The organism is Pseudomonas sp. 1928-m (assembly GCF_029269135.1).
GTDB lineage: Bacteria > Pseudomonadota > Gammaproteobacteria > Pseudomonadales > Pseudomonadaceae > Aquipseudomonas.
Genome location: NZ_JARIXO010000005.1, coordinates 16,560 through 33,343, shown reverse-complemented (window position 1 = coordinate 33,343; position 16,784 = coordinate 16,560). Strand labels below are relative to the sequence as shown.

Genomic DNA, 16,784 nt, shown 5'->3' with positions numbered 1-16,784 from the left:
GCCATGACATTTGAACTGATTGATATCGGCATGCTTCGTGGCATCGGCACGGCACTGGTTCTGCTGTCCTTTGTCTGCGTCACCCTGTGGGCTTACAGCGGCAAGCGCCGCCCGGCGTTCGATGAGGCCGCCCTTCTGCCCTTTGCCGATGAACCCAAGCTGGCTGCACCGAGGAGCAACACCCCATGAGCACGTTCTGGAGCTGGTACATCACAGTGCTGACCGTCGGCACCCTGCTCGCCCTGTTCTGGCTGATTTTCGCCACCCGCAAAAGCGAAGTGCACAAGAACCCCACCGAGCAGACCATGGGTCATTCCTTCGACGGCATCGAGGAATATGACAACCCACTGCCCAAGTGGTGGTTCATGCTGTTTATCGGCACCATCGTCTTCTCTATTGCCTACCTGGCGCTGTACCCAGGCTTAGGCAACTGGAAAGGCGTACTGCCGGGTTATGCAGACGGCTGGACCCAGGTCAAGCAATGGCAGCGTGAAGTCGACAAGGCTGACGAGTTGTATGGGCCGATCTTCGCCAAATACGCGGCCATGCCCCTGGAAGAAGTCGCCAAAGACGAGCAAGCGATGAAAATGGGCGGGCGCATGTTTGCCACCTATTGCTCGGTGTGCCACGGCTCCGACGCCAAGGGCGCAGTGGGCTTCCCTAACCTCACCGACAGTCACTGGCGCTGGGGCGGCGAGCCTAATGTGATCAAGACCAGCATCCTCAATGGCCGTATGGGCGCCATGCCGGCCTGGGCGGCGATCATTGGTGAAGACGGCGTGCAACAGGTTGCCGCTTATGTGCGCAAGGATCTGGCCAGCCTGCCGCTGCCAGCCGACAAGAGCGTCGATCTGGAAAAAGGCGCCGCCATCTATGCCGCCAACTGCCTGGCCTGCCACGGTGCAGAAGGCAAAGGCATGGCCATGCTTGGTGCGCCCGACCTGACCAGCCCGGCTGGCTGGATCTACGGCAGCAGCCTGGTGCAGTTGCAACAGACCATCCGTCACGGCCGCAACGGCCAGATGCCCGCGCAAGAGCAGTATCTGGGCAACGACAAGGTGCATCTGCTGGCCGCTTATGTCCTGAGCCTGAGCCAAAAACAACAGAACACCGCCGCACAGTAATCGCTAAAACCGCAGCACCCGGCTGGCGATCTCAGGTCGCCAGCCACTCAAGCAAGCCTCTCCCGCGCCCGGACAACCGTCCGAGCCATGCGACCCAAGGTCGCACCCTTCCGACCAAGTGCATGCGCGCCCTTTGACTTGAGCTAATCTTGTCGACAGTCGCCACCTGTCATAACTCCAAGGCGATTCCCATCTTTGCGCTACGCCTGTTTAAGGCGTTTTATGCTCGCGGCAATGCCCTGCATAAGCGGCCATGCATGCTTGCCAACAGCCCTGAAAGCCTTATCGCGCCGGCTTGTGTCGTTGCAATGAGCACCTGCTTTCTCCATACTTGCCGCCGATTTTTGCCCCTAAAAAATCCATTAACCGTGGAACCCATAATGAGCACAGCAATCAGTCCGACTGCTTATAACTACAAGGTGGTTCGCCAGTTCGCCGTAATGACGGTGATTTGGGGAGTCATTGGCATGAGCCTGGGTGTTTTCATCGCCGCGCAACTGGTGTGGCCTGAACTCAACCTGGGTATGGAATGGACGAGCTTCGGCCGTCTGCGTCCGCTGCACACCAACGCGGTGATCTTCGCCTTCGGCGGCTGCGCGCTGATGGCAACCTCGTTCTATGTGGTGCAACGCACCAGCCAGGTACGCCTGATCTCCGATGGCCTTGCCGCATTCGTATTCTGGGGCTGGCAAGCCGTGATCGTCGCTGCGGTGATCACCCTGCCAATGGGTTTCACCGGTTCCAAGGAATACGCCGAGCTCGAGTGGCCTATCGATATCCTCCTGGGTATCGTCTGGATCGCCTATGCGGTGGTGTTCTTCGGCACCATCGTCAAGCGCCAGACCAAGCACATCTATGTCGGCAACTGGTTCTACGGTGCCTTCATTCTGGTTACCGCGATGCTGCACATCGTCAACAGCGCGGCCGTTCCGGTCAGCCTGTTCAAGTCCTACTCGGCGTACGCCGGTGCGACTGACGCGATGATTCAGTGGTGGTACGGCCACAACGCCGTGGGCTTCTTCCTGACCACCGGTTTCCTGGGGATGATGTACTACTTCGTACCCAAGCAGGCCGAGCGTCCGATCTACTCCTATCGCCTGTCCATCGTGCACTTCTGGGCGCTGATCACCCTGTACATCTGGGCCGGTCCGCACCACCTGCACTACACCGCACTGCCGGATTGGGCACAGTCCCTCGGTATGGCGATGTCGATCATCCTCCTGGCACCAAGCTGGGGCGGCATGATCAACGGCATGATGAGCCTGTCGGGCGCCTGGCATAAGCTGCGCACCGACCCAATCCTGCGCTTCCTCGTGGTATCGCTGGCGTTCTACGGCATGTCGACCTTCGAAGGTCCGATGATGGCGATCAAGACCGTCAACGCCCTGTCCCACTACACCGACTGGACCATCGGCCACGTACACGCCGGCGCACTCGGCTGGGTAGCGATGATCTCCATCGGCGCCCTGTACCACCTGATTCCGAAGGTCTTCGGTCGTCCACAGATGCACAGCGTTGGCCTGATCAACGCGCACTTCTGGCTGGCCACCATCGGCACCGTGCTGTACATCGCCTCGATGTGGGTCAACGGCATCACCCAGGGTCTGATGTGGCGTGCAGTCAACGAAGACGGCACCCTCACCTACTCCTTCGTTGAAGCGCTGGAAGCCAGCCACCCGGGTTACGTGGTGCGCATGATTGGTGGCGCGTTCTTCGTCGCTGGCATGCTGCTGATGGCTTACAACACCTACCGCACCGTGCGTGCCGCCAAGGCTTCTGAGTACGAAGCCGCTGCACAGATTCCTGCTGGAGTAGCGCACTGATGAAACACGAAATCATTGAGAAGAATATTGGCCTGATGGCGCTGCTGATGGTTCTGGCCGTCAGCGTCGGCGGCCTGACTCAAATCGTTCCGCTGTTTTTCCAGGACGTTACCAACGAGCCGGTGGAAGGCCTCAAGCCTTACACCGCGCTGGAACTGGAAGGCCGCGATGTGTACATCGCCAACGGCTGTGTCGGCTGCCACTCGCAGATGATCCGTCCGTTCCGTGCTGAAACCGAGCGTTACGGCCACTACTCGGTAGCCGGTGAAAGCGTCTGGGACCACCCGTTCCTGTGGGGTTCCAAGCGTACCGGTCCGGACCTGGCTCGCGTTGGCGGTCGTTACTCGGATGAATGGCAGCGTGCGCACCTGTACAACCCGCGCAACGTCGTGCCTGAGTCGAAGATGCCGGCATACCCCTGGCTGGTTGAGCACAAGCTCGACGGCAAGGACACCGCCAAGAAGATGGAAGTCATGCGTGGCTTTGGCATTCCCTACACCGATGAAGACATCGCAGGGGCCAAGGACGCAGTAAAAGGCAAGACCGAAATGGACGCGATCGTTGCGTACCTGCAGGTTCTCGGCACATCCATCAAGAACAAACGGTAACGCACATGGATATCGGGATGATTCGCGGCATCGGCACAGCAGTGGTGTTCATCGCCTTTATTGGCGTGGTGCTCTGGGCCTACAGCAGCAAGCGTAAATCCAGCTTCGACGAGGCCGCCAACCTGCCCTTCGCCGACGATCCCAAACCCAATGAGCGTGACGAGCAATCTTCCAGGAGCAATAACCAATGACCACGTTCTGGAGTTGGTACGTAACCATTCTGTCTCTGGGCACCATCTTTGCCCTGACCTGGCTGATCTTCGGCACCCGCAAGGGCCAGCGCGAAGAAACCACCGAAGAAACCGTCGGGCATGAGTTCGACGGTATCGAAGAGTTCGACAACCCGCTGCCCAAGTGGTGGTTCATGCTGTTTGTCGGCACCATCATCTTTGCCCTCGGCTACCTGGCGCTCTATCCGGGCCTGGGTAACTGGAAAGGTCTGCTGCCGGGCTACGACTACCTCGACACCGAGGCCAAGACGCCCTTCGCCACCAATATCCAAATTGCCGGTGGTGTAGAGCGCAACGCAGGCTGGACCGGCGTGCACCAGTGGGAAAAGGAAATGGCCAAGGCTGAAGGCCAGTACGGCCCGATCTTCGCCAAATATGCCGCCATGCCGATTGAGCAAGTGGCCCAGGACGAGCAAGCGCTGAAAATGGGCGGCCGCCTGTTTGCCTCCAACTGCTCGGTCTGCCACGGCTCCGACGCCAAGGGCGCTTATGGCTTCCCCAACCTGACCGACAACGATTGGCTGTATGGCGGCGAGCCGGAAACCATCAAGACCACCATCATGGCCGGTCGTCAGGGCATGATGCCTGCACAACTGGATGCACTGGGCGAGGAAGGTATCCGCAACGTGGCTGGCTACATCCGCAGCCTGTCCGGTTTGAAAAACCCGGAAGGTATCGCGGTTGACCTTGCCGCAGGTCAAGACATCTTCGCCACTACTTGTGCAGTCTGTCATGGCGCTGAAGGTAAGGGCCAACAGGCCATGGGCGCACCCAACCTGACCGACAAAACCTGGCTCTACGGCTCCAGTTTTGCTCAGGTACAACAAACTCTGCGCTACGGCCGTAACGGCAAGATGCCAGCCCAGGCGGACTTCCTGGGCAACGATAAGGTGCATCTGCTGGCGGCTTACGTGTACAGCCTGTCGCAAGCAAAAACCGAGAAGTAATTCTCCTGCCTGGCAGGCGCGACCGCAGGTCGCACCTGCCAGGCAATCGTCAGGCGTACCATAGCGCAAGAGCCCGTATGACCCCGGCCGGCACGTATCGACCAGGGCAGCCAATCAACCGCCGTGGTACGAACTGATGAGTGCACAGATTCCAGTTAAAGACGTCACCCCTGCCCCGGCCAAGGTCGAAGTTGTTGACCTGTACGCCAACCGCGAAAAAATCTACACCCGCTCCTTCACCGGTATCTTCCGCAACTTGCGCATGCTCGGTGGCGCAGCCCTCTTTCTGTTGTACTTCGGCACCGTATGGTTGACCTGGAATGGCCGTCAGGCCGTCTGGTGGAACCTGCCGGAGCGCAAGTTCTATATCTTCGGCTCCACCTACTGGCCGCAGGATTTCGTCCTGCTCTCGGCGCTGTTGATCATCGCCGCCTTCGGCCTGTTCTTTATCACCGTGTTCGCTGGCCGCGTGTGGTGCGGCTACACCTGTCCGCAAAGCGTGTTCACTTGGGTATTTATGTGGGCGGAAAAGGTCACCGAAGGTGATCGCAACCAGCGCATGAAGCTCGACAAGGCGCCGATGACCACGCAGAAATTTCTGCGCAAGCTGGCCAAGCACGGCATCTGGGTCGGCGTGTCGCTGGTTACCGCGATTACCTTCGTCGGCTACTTCACGCCAATCCGCGAATTGATTCCCGAGCTGTTCACCCTGCAAGCCGGCGGCTGGGCGCTGTTCTGGGTCGGTTTCTTCACCCTCGCCACCTACGGCAACGCCGGCTACCTGCGCGAGCAGGTGTGCATCTACATGTGCCCCTATGCGCGCTTCCAGAGCGTGATGTTCGACCAGGACACCCTGATCGTCTCCTACGATCCGCGCCGCGGCGAACACCGTGGCCCGCGCAAACGCGATGCCGACTACAAGGCTGAAGGCCTGGGCGACTGCATCGACTGCAAGATGTGCGTGCACGTCTGCCCTACCGGCATCGACATCCGCGACGGCCTGCAGATCGAATGCATCGGCTGCGCGGCCTGCGTCGATGCCTGCGACAGCATCATGGAGAAGATGAACTACCCGAAAGGGCTGATCAGCTACACCACCGAACACAATCTTTCCGGGCAGAAAACCCACCTGGTGCGCCCGCGCCTGATCGGTTACGCCATCGCCCTGCTGGCCATGTTCTGCGTGTTCGCCTGGGCCATCGCCGACCGCTCGCTGGTGGAGCTGGATGTGCTGAAAGACCGCGTGCTCTACCGCGAAAACGAAGAAGGCCGGATCGAGAACGTCTACACCCTGAAGATCATGAACAAGGCCCAGCACGAGGTCACTTATCTGATCGAAGCTGACGGCCTTGAAGGCCTGGTGTACGAAGGCAAGCGCGAGATCAGGGCAATCGCTGGCGAGGTGCTGTCGCTGCCGGTTGAACTGTCCATCGAGCCGGAAAAACTACCTTCGAGCACCAATGAAATCACCTTCCACCTGCACTCGGTGGATGACCCAAGCATCAAAACCGACGCCGCCAGCCGCTTTATCGGCCCCAGCGTACGCTGATTAGAGAAGCCCATGCCTGAACCCATAGCTGAAAAGAACGCCGAAATCATCAAGCCCTGGTACAAGCAATTCTGGCCCTGGTTCCTGATTGGCCTGCTGGCCTATTCAGTGGTCCAGGGGCTGACCCTGCTGACCATCGCCACGAAGAACCCGCCGGGGCTGATTTCCGATGACTATTACGACGTCGGCAAAGGCATCAACCAGTCCCTGGAGCGGGAAAACCACGCCATTCGCCTCAAGCTGCACGCCAGCCTGCTGCTCAACGATGACAACGGCACCGCCACCCTGCAACTGAGCGGCAACAGCCGGCCGCAGCAATTGGTGCTCAACCTGATCTCGCCGACCCAACCCGAGCGCGACCGCCGGGTGATTCTGCAGCCGCAGGCCGATGGCAGTTACAGCGGACAGATGATCGACGCCGTGCAAGGCCGGCGCTTTGTCGAACTAATCGGCCAGGAAGGCGGCAAGGACTGGCGTCTGTTCGAAGAAGAGAACGTGCAAAGCGGGCAGAACATCCTTCTCGGGGATGCTCAATAAGCGCACCGATGGCCAGCCCGACTCCCTGCTATCACTGTGGTCTGCCGGTTCCCGCCGGCAGCCGTTTCCAGGCCCAGGTACTGGGCGCAACCCGCGAGATGTGCTGCCCGGGCTGTCAGGCAGTGGCCGAAGCCATTGTCAGCGGCGGCCTGGAGCACTATTACAAACACCGCAGCGAAAGCGCCGCCAACCCGCAGAGCCTGCCCCAGGCGCTGCCCGATGAGCTGGCGTTGTATGACCGCAGCGACGTGCAGCAGCCTTTTGTCGAGCATAACGGCGAACTCAGCGAAACCTGCCTGTTGATCGAAGGCATCAGCTGCGCGGCCTGTGGCTGGCTGATTGAAAAGCACCTGCGCACCCTGCCCGGCGTTAGCGAGGCGCACCTCAACCTGTCCAACCACCGCCTGCAGGTGCGCTGGGCCGACAGCCAACTGCCGCTCAGCAGCCTGCTCAAAGCCCTGCGCAAGATCGGCTACGCCGCCCATCCCTGGCAGGCCGATGCCGCCGCCGAACAGCTGCAGCGTGAGAACCGCCGCGCCATGCGCGAACTGGGGGTGGCCGGCATGCTGTGGATGCAGGTGATGATGGCGACCATGGCTACCTGGCCGGAATTCAATATCGACCTCAGCCCCGAGCTGGACAAGATCCTGCGCTGGGTCAGCCTGTTTCTCACCACGCCGATAGTCTTCTACTGCTGCGGTCAGTTCTTCCGTGGCGCGCTGCGCGACCTGCGTACCCGCCACCTGACCATGGATGTGTCGGTCTCGCTGGCGATTGGCGGTGCCTACATCGCCGGCATCTGGTCAACCGTCACCGGCCAGGGCGAACTGTATTTCGATGCCGTGGGCATGTTTGCCCTGTTTCTGTTGGCCGGCCGCTATCTGGAGCGCCGCGCCCGCGAACGCACAGCCGCCGCCACCTCGCAGCTGGTCAATCTGCTGCCGGCCTCCTGCCTGCGCCTGGCTGCCGATGGCCAGAGCCAGCGCATTTTGCTGAGCGAATTGCGCGTCGGCGATCAGGTGCTAGTACCGCCTGGCGCTCTGCTGCCCGCTGACGGGCGGATTGTTCAGGGTCAGTCGAGCGTGGATGAGTCCGTGCTCACCGGCGAGTACCTGCCACAGGCGCGTAACGTTGGCGACAGCGTTACTGCCGGCACCCTGAATGTCGAAGGACCGTTGCAGGTTGAAGTACAGGCGCTTGGTGATGCCACGCGCCTGTCGGCCATCGTCCGCCTGCTGGAGCGCGCGCAGAGCGACAAGCCGCGCCTGGCGGTACTGGCCGACCGGGTTGCGCAGTGGTTCCTGCTAATCGTGCTGGTGGTAGCGGCCATCGTCGGCCTGGTCTGGTGGCAGCTYGATCCCTCGCGCGCATTCTGGATCGTCCTGGCCCTGCTGGWCGCCACCTGCCCGTGCGCCCTGGCGTTGGCTACACCCACAGCGCTCACCGCCGCCACTGGCTCGCTGCACAAACTAGGCATGTTGCTGACCCGTGGCCATGTATTGGAAGGCCTGAACCAGATCGACACCCTGGTGCTGGACAAGACCGGCACCCTTACCGAAGGCCGCCTGACCCTTAGCGCCATCCACCCCCTGCGCGATCTGGATGCCGACAACTGTCTGGCCCTAGCCGCCGCCCTGGAAAACCGCTCCGAACACCCGATTGCCCGCGCCTTCGGCCAGGCCCCTGAAGCCGCCGAAGCAGTCGACAGCCATCCAGGCCTGGGCCTGCAAGGGTATGTCGGCGGGCGGCGGCTGCGTATCGGCGAGGCCAATTTTGTCTGCGCACTCAGTACTCAGCCCGCCCCTGCGATTAGCGGCGAACACGGCCAATGGCTGCTGCTGGGTGATGAGCAAGGGCCGCTGGCCTGGTTCGTATTGAATGACCGCCTGCGCGAAGACGCACCGCAACTGATCGACATGGCCAAGGCCAAGGGCTGGCAGATCCTGCTGCTGTCCGGTGACAGCTCGCCGATGGTCGGCGAAGTGGCGCGCCAACTGGGCATCATTGACGCCCGTGGCGGCCTCACTCCGGATGCCAAGCTGGATGTGCTGAAACAATTGCACAGCCAGGGCCGCCGGGTGCTGATGCTCGGTGACGGGGTTAACGATGTGCCGGTATTGGCCGCCGCCGATATCAGCGTGGCCATGGGCAGCGCCACCGACCTGGCAAAAACCAGCGCCGATGCCGTACTGCTGTCCAACCGATTGAGCAGCCTGGTGCAGGCGCTACACATGGCGCAACGAACCCGGCGCATCATCATCGAGAATCTGACCTGGGCCAGCCTGTACAATGGCCTGGTGCTACCCTTCGCCGCCATTGGCTGGATCACGCCGATCTGGGCGGCGCTGGGCATGTCAGTCAGTTCACTGCTGGTGGTGGTCAACGCCCTGCGCCTGACTCGCACGTAGGGTGGATCACGCTTCACCGATCCACCACAACGTTGCTCCGGTGGATGTAAAAAGCGACATCCACAAGTCAAACAGTCCACTAATACGCCCGGCGAGGTCCTATGCAAAACAACATGACTGGCAAGGTTGCCGGGTGGGTGCGCTTACTGGCCGTGGTGCTGTTCAGTCTGCAGCTGTTTATGGCCTACCACGTTGCTACCGCGCTGATCAGCCAGCAGACCACGCTCAGCAGTCTGTTTACTGACAGCCTGCCGGACACCCTGATCATGCTTTTCCTTAATGCTCTGTTTGCCTTCGTCGCACTGACCGGTCGCAGCCCGGACAGACTCTTCCCAGTTGCCAGCCTCGATCTGCGACAACTCTTGCGCCGGAGCCACTAAGCCATGCCCGCCCTCTATATCCTGATCCCGGTTGCCATCGCCCTGGTGGCCTTTGCCATCTGGCTGTTCTTCTGGGCGGTGGACAGCGGCCAGTACGACGACCTCGACGGCCCGGCCCACAGCATCCTGTTCGACGACGAAGACCCCAAACACACTGCCGCCGTAAACCAGGTGCAGCAGCTCGACGACCCCGAGACCGAACAGAAGCCACAGGACAAGCCCGGTGCTTGAGCTACTGCCGCTGCTGATTTCGGCGCTGATTCTCGGCCTGCTCGGCGGCGGCCACTGCCTGGGTATGTGTGGCGGCCTGATGGGCGCACTGACCCTGGCCATCCCACCCGAGCGGCGCGCACAGCGCTTTCAACTGCTGCTGGCCTATAACCTGGGGCGTATTTTCAGTTACAGCCTGGCCGGCCTACTGCTCGGCCTGGCCGGCTGGGCAGTAGCCAACAGCCCTTTGGTCATGGGCCTGCGCGTGATTGCAGCGCTGTTGCTGATTGCCATGGGGCTGTACCTGGCCGGCTGGTGGAGCGGACTGACCCGTATCGAAGCCCTCGGTCGTGGCCTTTGGCGACATATCCAACCGCTAACCCGCCGCTTTATGCCGGTCACCAGCCTGCCGCGTGCCCTGGTGCTCGGCAGCCTGTGGGGCTGGCTGCCCTGCGGCCTGGTCTACAGCACCCTGCTGTGGGCCGCGAGCCAGGGCAATGCATTGAGCAGCGCGGCGCTGATGTTGGCCTTCGGCCTCGGCACCCTGCCGGTGCTGCTGGCCACCGGCATGGCCGCCGAACGTTTGACCGCCCTGCTACGCAGACAAGGCGTGCGCATGGCCGGCGGTATTCTGGTAATCCTCTTCGGCCTATGGACAATGCCCGGCCCGCACCAGCACTGGCTGATGGGCCACTAGCAGGCCGCTTGATACAGGTCAAAACACCCCAGGCGCAGCGCTCTTAGACTCCCCGGTATTGAAAGCCAAACCGGGAATACCCGCATGCTCAACGCCATCCAGTGGGACAGCACCATGATCCGTCGCTACGACCAGGCCGGCCCGCGTTACACCTCCTACCCGACCGCCGTGCAGTTCCATGAGCGCATCAGCCAGTTCGACCTGCTGCACGCCCTGCGCGACAGCCGCAAAGCCCTGCGGCCGCTGTCGCTGTATGTGCACATCCCGTTCTGCGCGCACATCTGCTACTACTGCGCCTGCAACAAGGTGATCACCAAGGATCGCGGCCGCGCCCAGCCCTATCTGGACAAACTCGAGCGCGAAATCGAGATCATCAGCCGTCACCTCGACCCGCAGCAGAAGGTCGAACAGCTGCACTTCGGCGGCGGCACCCCGACCTTTCTCAGCCACGATGAACTGCGCCACCTCATGAGCAACCTGCGCCAGCATTTCAACCTGCTGGATGACGACAGCGGCGATTACAGCATCGAGATCGACCCGCGCGAAGCCGACTGGTCGACCATGGGCCTGCTCCGCGAGCTGGGTTTCAACCGCGTCAGTCTGGGGGTGCAGGACCTCGACCCGGCCGTGCAGCGGGCGGTCAATCGCCTGCAAACCCTGGAAGAAACCCGCGCCATCGTCGAAGCCGCGCGCACCCTGCAGTTCCGTTCGGTAAACATCGACCTGATCTACGGCCTGCCGCTGCAAACCCCGGAGCGTTTCGCCCGCACTGTGGCCGAAGTGATTGCCCTGCAGCCCGATCGTCTGTCGCTGTTCAACTACGCCCACCTGCCGGAACGCTTTATGCCGCAGCGGCGGATCAACACCAGCGACCTGCCCAGCCCAGGCGACAAGCTGGCCATGCTGCAGGCCAGCATTGAGCAACTGAGCGCCGCCGGTTACCGCTATATCGGCATGGATCACTTCGCCCTGCCCGACGACGAACTGGCCAGCGCCCAGGAAGATGGCAGCCTGCAACGCAACTTCCAGGGCTACACCACCCATGGCCATTGCGACCTGATCGGTCTGGGGGTGTCATCGATCAGCCAGATTGGCGAGCTGTACTGCCAGAACAACAGCGACCTGAGTAAATACCAGGACAGCCTCGGCCACAGCGAACTGGCCACCCTGCGCGGCCTGCACTGCGATGCCGACGACCAGCTGCGGCGAGCGGTAATCCAGCAATTGATCTGTCATTTTCAGCTGCGTTTTGCCGATATCGAACAGGCCTATGCCATCGATTTTCGCAGTTACTTTGCCGAGGTCTGGCCGCAACTGCAGCAGATGGCCAGTGATGGGCTGATAGAGTTGAATGCTCAGGGCATCGAAGTGCGGCCCGCGGGGCGCCTGCTGGTGCGCTCACTGTGCATGCTGTTTGATCGCTACCTCAGCGAGCTAAACCAGCAGCGTTTTTCCCGGGTGATCTAGCAGGCTGTCAGGATACGAGCCGAGGTCATTTCATAATCAGGGTGGCTACTTCCTGCATCTGCTGGTCGCTCAGGTTCTGCTCACGCATGGTCTTGATCAGCGTCGCGTTGGCGCTGCTCAACGCGCCCTGCAGTGAAGCCAGCTCGCCCTGCAGCGCTTCGATCTTTATGCGCTTGGCCTCGGGGTTGAGGCTCTGGTCCTGCATGACCTCTTTCAGCTCGGCTTTCTTCGCCTCGATCTGCGCCTTGAGTTCGCGGATCATCTTGAGAATATCCTTGAGCACATCCGGCAGGCTGCTCTCATCAATGTCGCGGTTCTTCTCTGCCGCGGCGGAGCGGGCCTTGCCCAGCTCCGACAGGCTCACCCGCAGGCTGTCGCGCAGCGCCTGCTGATCCGCCTCGTTGCTTGCCACAACGCCTTCGCTCGCAGCGCTCTTACGCTCCAGCGCCAGGTTCATGCGGGTACTCAAGTGGGTCGATTCCAGACGCATACGAATGCTCCTTGCAGATATTCAAAGCCGCCTGGTTTATCGGCCGCACCCGCTAAAACTTGAACATTCGATCAGACTTGTGTCTTGGTGGCCCTACCCTGCGCCCTGCTGTAACCTTACGGCTATTGTGTGTTTACCCTCAGGATCGCCAGCGATGTCCGAAAGCATCAAGTTGCATACCCCACACCAAGCCCATTGCAAGGATTGCAGCCTGGCGAGCTTGTGCCTGCCGCTGTCCCTCAACCTGGAAGACATGGACGCGCTCGACGAAATCGTCAAACGCGGCCGCCCGCTGAAAAAGGGCGAATTCCTGTTCCGCCAGGGCGATGCCTTCAATTCAGTATTTGCGGTGCGCTCCGGCGCGCTGAAAACCTTCAGCCTGAGCGACAGCGGTGATGAGCAAATCACCGGCTTCCACCTGCCCAGCGAACTGGTCGGTCTGTCCGGCATGGACAGCGAAGCGTACCCGGTGTCCGCCATGGCATTGGAAACCACCTCGGTGTGTGAAATCCCCTTCGAGCGCCTCGACGAGTTGTCGGTGCAACTGCCGCAGCTGCGCCGCCAGCTGATGCGCATCATGAGCCGCGAGATCCGCGACGATCAGCAGATGATGCTGCTGCTGTCGAAAAAAACCGCCGACGAACGCATCGCCACCTTCCTGGTCAACCTCTCGGCGCGCTTCCGCGCCCGCGGTTTCTCGGCCAATCAGTTCCGCCTGGCCATGTCACGCAACGAAATTGGTAACTATTTGGGCCTTGCGGTGGAGACCGTATCGCGGGTATTTACCCGCTTCCAACAGAACAAGCTGCTCGAAGCCGAAGGCAAGGAAGTGCATATCCTCGATCCCATCGAGCTGTGCGCATTGGCCGGCGGCAACCTTGAGGGCTGATCGACCCGCACAGCGCAGGACCTAGCCGATGATCTTCGACGAATTCAGCATCAAAACCCTGATCCGCCCGGTGGTGGACTTCCCCAAGCCGGGGGTGATCTTTCGCGACATCACCCCGCTGTTCCAGTCGCCGCGTGCCCTGCGCATGGTCGCCGACAGCTTTATCCAGCGTTACGTCGAAGCGGATTTCAGCCATATCGGCGCCATGGATGCGCGCGGTTTTCTGATCGGCTCGATCATCGCCTATGAGCTGAACAAACCGCTGATCCTGTTTCGCAAGCAAGGCAAGCTGCCCGCCGACGTGCTGAGCGAGAGCTACCAGACCGAGTACGGCGAAGCCAAACTGGAAGTGCACGCCGACAGCCTCTGCGAAGGCGACAAGGTACTGATTTTCGATGACCTGATCGCCACCGGCGGCACCCTGCTGGCCGCCGCACAACTGGTACGGCGCATGGGCGCGAGCATCATCGAAGCCGCCGCGATCATCGATCTGCCCGAACTGGGCGGCTCGCAGAAACTGCAGGACAGCGGCATCCCCACCTTCGCGCTGACCAGYTTCGCCCTCAACGACCAATAAATCCGCCTCAAGGCCCTGACGGCAGCGCTGCATGTCCGGGCCAGGCTGACCTTCGCGAACTCACTCGCCCACCGCTTACACAAGTACCCCACAGACCATGAATCAACTACCCATAACCCCGACGTCCAGCCACTGGCGACTGCGCCTCGGCGCGCTGATGGAAAGCACAACCGTCACCCGCCTGGTCACCGCCCTGATCATCCTCAACGCGACGATTCTCGGCATCCAGACCTACCCCGGGCTGATGGCCGATTGGGGCGAGTTGCTGCTGATGTTGGATCAACTGATTCTCGCGGTGTTTATCCTGGAACTGGCGCTGCGCTTTATCGCCCGCGGCCTGGGGCTGCTGCGTGATCCCTGGGCAGTATTCGACTGCCTGGTGGTGGGCGTGGCGCTGGTGCCGTCCAGCGGGCCATTCGCCGTGCTGCGTGCGCTGCGCGTGTTGCGCGTGCTGCGGCTGATTTCGATCAACCCGAATATGCGCCGGGTGGTCGAGGCGCTGCTGTCCTCACTGCCGGGCATGGGCAGTATCGCCATGCTGCTCGGCCTGGTGTTCTACGTGGCGGCGGTGATGGCCACCCAGCTATTCGGCGCTGCCTTCCCCGAGTGGTTCGGCAGCCTCGGCGCCAGCCTCTACACCCTGTTCCAGGTGATGACCCTGGAAAGCTGGTCGATGGGCATCGTGCGCCCGGTGATGGAGACATTCCCGCTGGCGTGGATGTATTTCCTGCCGTTTATCCTGATTGCCACCTTTATGATGCTCAACCTGTTTATCGCCGTGGTGGTTAATGCCATGCAGACCACCCATGAACAGGAAGCCAAACTGGCGCCGCCTTCGCCCACCGAGCAATTGCTGCTCGATGAACTGCGCGCCCTGCGCGCCGAAGTCGCCGAGCTGCGCCAGCAGCGCTGAGGCCAACACACGTAGCAGCACTGCTTCGCGCCGCCCTGGCGCGATGCAGTGCTGACATAGATCGCATTTCCGCAACGCCCACCCTCTCGCTGCTAACTCACGCCCCTAAAGTGCCTGGGCCTGAACAACTGTCCGACAACTATCCATAAGTTGGCGCAATTCCGGCCGCCCTGGCCAGGAATGACCTCGCGCCCAAAACGCCCTCGGCTAAAGATAAATCACGGCCCAAGACAGCCCAGCCTGTCGTCTCAAGCCCCATAACAAGAGCGGTCGCGAATGCGACCAATATGCCGAGGAGTCGCCCTTATGACAGCCAAAACCAGCACCCCTACCGCCAGCTTTCCCGTGCGTCGCATGGACTTCACCTTCGATGAAAGCCAGAAGTTCTGGTTTGCCGGCGACCCCTTTATGAGCCACTTCATGAACAACCTGTCGTCGCTGTTTCCCTATGGCGAAAAGTTCTTCGTCGACAGCGTGCGCGCCGTGCGCGAACAGGTAAGCGAGCCGCAGCTGAAAAAGGACATCAGCGCCTTTATCGGCCAGGAAGCCATGCACTCCAAGGAACACGCGGCCTATAACGACTACGCCGCCGAGCACAATATCGACCTGGAGTTGCTGGAGCTGCGCATCAAGGTGCTACTGGAGTGGGTCACCAAGATCACCACCAAGAAGCAGCGCCTGGCCGCCACCTGCGCCCTGGAGCACTTCACCGCGACCATGGCCGAACAATTGCTGCAGCGTGAAGACCTTACCACCCAGATGAACGACCCCAAGCTGTACCAGCTGTGGATGTGGCACGCGATTGAAGAGAACGAGCACAAGGCAGTCTGCTACGACGTGTACCAGAAGGTCTACGGCGGTTATTTCACCCGCGTCGGCATGATGGCGATCTCTACCGTGATCTTCTTCGGCGTCATTGGCTGGTTCCAGCTGCACCTGCTGCGCAAAGACGGCCAACTGTTCAACTGGCGCAGCTGGGGCAAAGGCCTGAAAACCCTGTTCGGCCCACGCAACGGCTTCCTGACCAAACTGATCCTGCCGTACCTGGACTACTACCGCCCCGGCTTCCACCCCTTCGACCACGACAGCAAGGCGCTGGAACAGCGCTGGCGGCAGCGTCTGGGCTTTAACAACTGAGTGTTGCCCAGCCATAAAAAAACCGGCCTCGGCCGGTTTTTTATGGGTTCGACAGGCACCTACTCCACAGGCAATTTCAACTGCCCTAGCCCCTGCAACACGCTGGCCCCGGTAAACAGCATAACGATCTGCTCCTCGGCCAGTGCACAGATTGCCTCTTGCCGCTCGGGTTGGCCGATATAGTCCAGCGACAGCTGGAACAGGTTGCGGCTGATCAGGTTCGACACCTGCAGCACCACCGCTGGGTTGACCATTTCCGGCAGCAGCTTGAAGGCGATGATGTCCTCGGCCATGTCCGCGCCAAACTCATCCATCACCTCCTGCAGCGCCGCGCGCAGCACGGCCGAGGCGCCATGCAGCTCGCGCACGCCGATGATAAAGGCCTCGGGGTTTTGCGCGACGAAATCAAAGAACAGCTGCACGGTTTCATGGCACACCCGTCGACCGCGTTGCAAGTCGATGCCAAACAACATCGGCGAGCTTGCCTGAGTCGACTGCACGGCCCGCTCAGCGGCTTCACGGCGCAGGTCGCGCAGCGGTTGGCGCAGCTGGGTGGAGATCTGCCGGATCACCGTCAGCCCAAGGTCATCGACATCCTTGAAGTGCCTATAGAAGGTATTGGGGTTTAGCCCCGCCTCACGGGCCAGCTCGCGCAGGCCCAGATTGCTCAGGCTGCGGCTGGTTGAGGTGAGACGTAACGCTGCCTCCAGTAACAGGGTCTTGCCTGGGGCCTCGCTGGCTTTTTCTGCGGCTGGCTGCTGCGCGCTGGCATCTGCCTGCATGACGAACCCTACCTAA

Annotated in this window: 19 protein-coding genes; 17 read left to right on the top strand and 2 right to left on the bottom strand. The window is 61.1% G+C overall.

The window, feature by feature from the left end; translation table 11 throughout:
* The first annotated feature begins 3 nt into the window (after positions 1-3).
* From P3C18_RS15565 to hemN, 13 genes are all read left to right on the top strand, one after another.
* Positions 4-189, top strand: a complete 186-nt coding sequence (locus tag P3C18_RS15565) for a CcoQ/FixQ family Cbb3-type cytochrome c oxidase assembly chaperone (protein WP_275962759.1) — start codon at positions 4-6, stop codon at positions 187-189.
* Positions 186-1,124 carry a cytochrome-c oxidase, cbb3-type subunit III gene (ccoP, locus tag P3C18_RS15560; RefSeq protein ID WP_275962758.1) on the top strand — a complete coding sequence of 313 codons (939 nt, stop codon included), beginning with the start codon at positions 186-188 and terminating at the stop codon, positions 1,122-1,124. The genes P3C18_RS15565 and ccoP (P3C18_RS15560) overlap by 4 nt, the downstream gene beginning before the upstream one ends.
* A 380-nt stretch (positions 1,125-1,504) precedes the next feature.
* On the top strand, positions 1,505-2,947 hold the full coding sequence (ccoN, locus tag P3C18_RS15555; RefSeq protein WP_275962757.1) for a cytochrome-c oxidase, cbb3-type subunit I: 1,443 nt from the start codon (positions 1,505-1,507) through the stop codon (positions 2,945-2,947).
* Positions 2,947-3,555: a cytochrome-c oxidase, cbb3-type subunit II gene (gene ccoO / locus P3C18_RS15550; RefSeq protein WP_275962756.1), complete on the top strand. Its 609-nt coding sequence runs from the start codon at positions 2,947-2,949 to the stop codon at positions 3,553-3,555. The genes ccoN and ccoO overlap by 1 nt, the downstream gene beginning before the upstream one ends.
* A 5-nt stretch (positions 3,556-3,560) precedes the next feature.
* Positions 3,561-3,746 carry a cbb3-type cytochrome c oxidase subunit 3 gene (locus P3C18_RS15545; RefSeq protein ID WP_275962755.1) on the top strand — a complete coding sequence of 62 codons (186 nt, stop codon included), beginning with the start codon at positions 3,561-3,563 and terminating at the stop codon, positions 3,744-3,746.
* Positions 3,743-4,732, top strand: coding sequence for a cytochrome-c oxidase, cbb3-type subunit III (gene ccoP / locus P3C18_RS15540; protein WP_275962754.1), 990 nt, complete (start codon positions 3,743-3,745; stop codon positions 4,730-4,732). The genes P3C18_RS15545 and ccoP (P3C18_RS15540) overlap by 4 nt, the downstream gene beginning before the upstream one ends.
* 136 nt (positions 4,733-4,868) lie before the next feature.
* The gene (ccoG, locus tag P3C18_RS15535) at positions 4,869-6,281 is read left to right on the top strand and encodes a cytochrome c oxidase accessory protein CcoG (protein ID WP_275962753.1); all 1,413 of its coding nucleotides are present in this window, start codon (positions 4,869-4,871) and stop codon (positions 6,279-6,281) included.
* A gap of 12 nt (positions 6,282-6,293) precedes the next feature.
* Entirely contained in the window at positions 6,294-6,818 is a 525-nt protein-coding gene (locus P3C18_RS15530; protein ID WP_275962752.1) for a FixH family protein, read from the top strand.
* 8 nt (positions 6,819-6,826) lie between these two features.
* Complete coding sequence (locus tag P3C18_RS15525) at positions 6,827-9,226, top strand: heavy metal translocating P-type ATPase (RefSeq protein WP_275962751.1); 2,400 nt, start codon at positions 6,827-6,829, stop codon at positions 9,224-9,226.
* A 113-nt stretch (positions 9,227-9,339) separates the two neighbouring features.
* The gene (locus P3C18_RS15520) at positions 9,340-9,606 is read left to right on the top strand and encodes a hypothetical protein (protein WP_275962750.1); all 267 of its coding nucleotides are present in this window, start codon (positions 9,340-9,342) and stop codon (positions 9,604-9,606) included.
* Between the two features lie 3 nt (positions 9,607-9,609).
* The gene (gene ccoS / locus P3C18_RS15515; RefSeq protein WP_275962749.1) at positions 9,610-9,837 is read left to right on the top strand and encodes a cbb3-type cytochrome oxidase assembly protein CcoS; all 228 of its coding nucleotides are present in this window, start codon (positions 9,610-9,612) and stop codon (positions 9,835-9,837) included.
* The gene (locus P3C18_RS15510; RefSeq protein WP_275962748.1) at positions 9,830-10,513 is read left to right on the top strand and encodes a sulfite exporter TauE/SafE family protein; all 684 of its coding nucleotides are present in this window, start codon (positions 9,830-9,832) and stop codon (positions 10,511-10,513) included. The genes ccoS and P3C18_RS15510 overlap by 8 nt, the downstream gene beginning before the upstream one ends.
* Before the next feature lie 84 nt (positions 10,514-10,597).
* Positions 10,598-11,980, top strand: a complete 1,383-nt coding sequence (hemN, locus tag P3C18_RS15505) for an oxygen-independent coproporphyrinogen III oxidase (protein ID WP_275962747.1) — start codon at positions 10,598-10,600, stop codon at positions 11,978-11,980.
* A gap of 25 nt (positions 11,981-12,005) precedes the next feature.
* Here hemN and P3C18_RS15500 read toward each other — a convergent pair whose 3' ends face one another.
* Positions 12,006-12,470, bottom strand: coding sequence for a hypothetical protein (locus P3C18_RS15500; protein ID WP_275962746.1), 465 nt, complete (start codon positions 12,468-12,470; stop codon positions 12,006-12,008).
* Between the two features lie 154 nt (positions 12,471-12,624).
* On the opposite strand from P3C18_RS15500, the gene fnr reads away from it, so the two are divergent.
* The 4 genes from fnr to P3C18_RS15480 all read left to right on the top strand — a co-directional run bounded on the left by fnr (position 12,625) and on the right by P3C18_RS15480 (position 15,986).
* The gene (fnr, locus tag P3C18_RS15495; protein ID WP_275962745.1) at positions 12,625-13,359 is read left to right on the top strand and encodes a fumarate/nitrate reduction transcriptional regulator Fnr; all 735 of its coding nucleotides are present in this window, start codon (positions 12,625-12,627) and stop codon (positions 13,357-13,359) included.
* A gap of 28 nt (positions 13,360-13,387) precedes the next feature.
* The gene (locus P3C18_RS15490) at positions 13,388-13,936 is read left to right on the top strand and encodes an adenine phosphoribosyltransferase (RefSeq protein WP_275962744.1); all 549 of its coding nucleotides are present in this window, start codon (positions 13,388-13,390) and stop codon (positions 13,934-13,936) included.
* A 97-nt stretch (positions 13,937-14,033) separates the two neighbouring features.
* On the top strand, positions 14,034-14,849 hold the full coding sequence (locus P3C18_RS15485) for an ion transporter (protein WP_275962743.1): 816 nt from the start codon (positions 14,034-14,036) through the stop codon (positions 14,847-14,849).
* A 306-nt stretch (positions 14,850-15,155) separates the two neighbouring features.
* Positions 15,156-15,986 (top strand): metal-dependent hydrolase, encoded by an 831-nt coding sequence (locus P3C18_RS15480; protein ID WP_275962742.1) that lies wholly within the window; start codon positions 15,156-15,158, stop codon positions 15,984-15,986.
* 59 nt (positions 15,987-16,045) lie between these two features.
* Here the strand turns inward: P3C18_RS15480 and P3C18_RS15475 are convergent, their stop codons facing one another.
* The gene (locus P3C18_RS15475; protein WP_275962741.1) at positions 16,046-16,768 is read right to left on the bottom strand and encodes a TetR family transcriptional regulator; all 723 of its coding nucleotides are present in this window, start codon (positions 16,766-16,768) and stop codon (positions 16,046-16,048) included.
* Positions 16,769-16,784 lie beyond the last annotated feature (16 nt).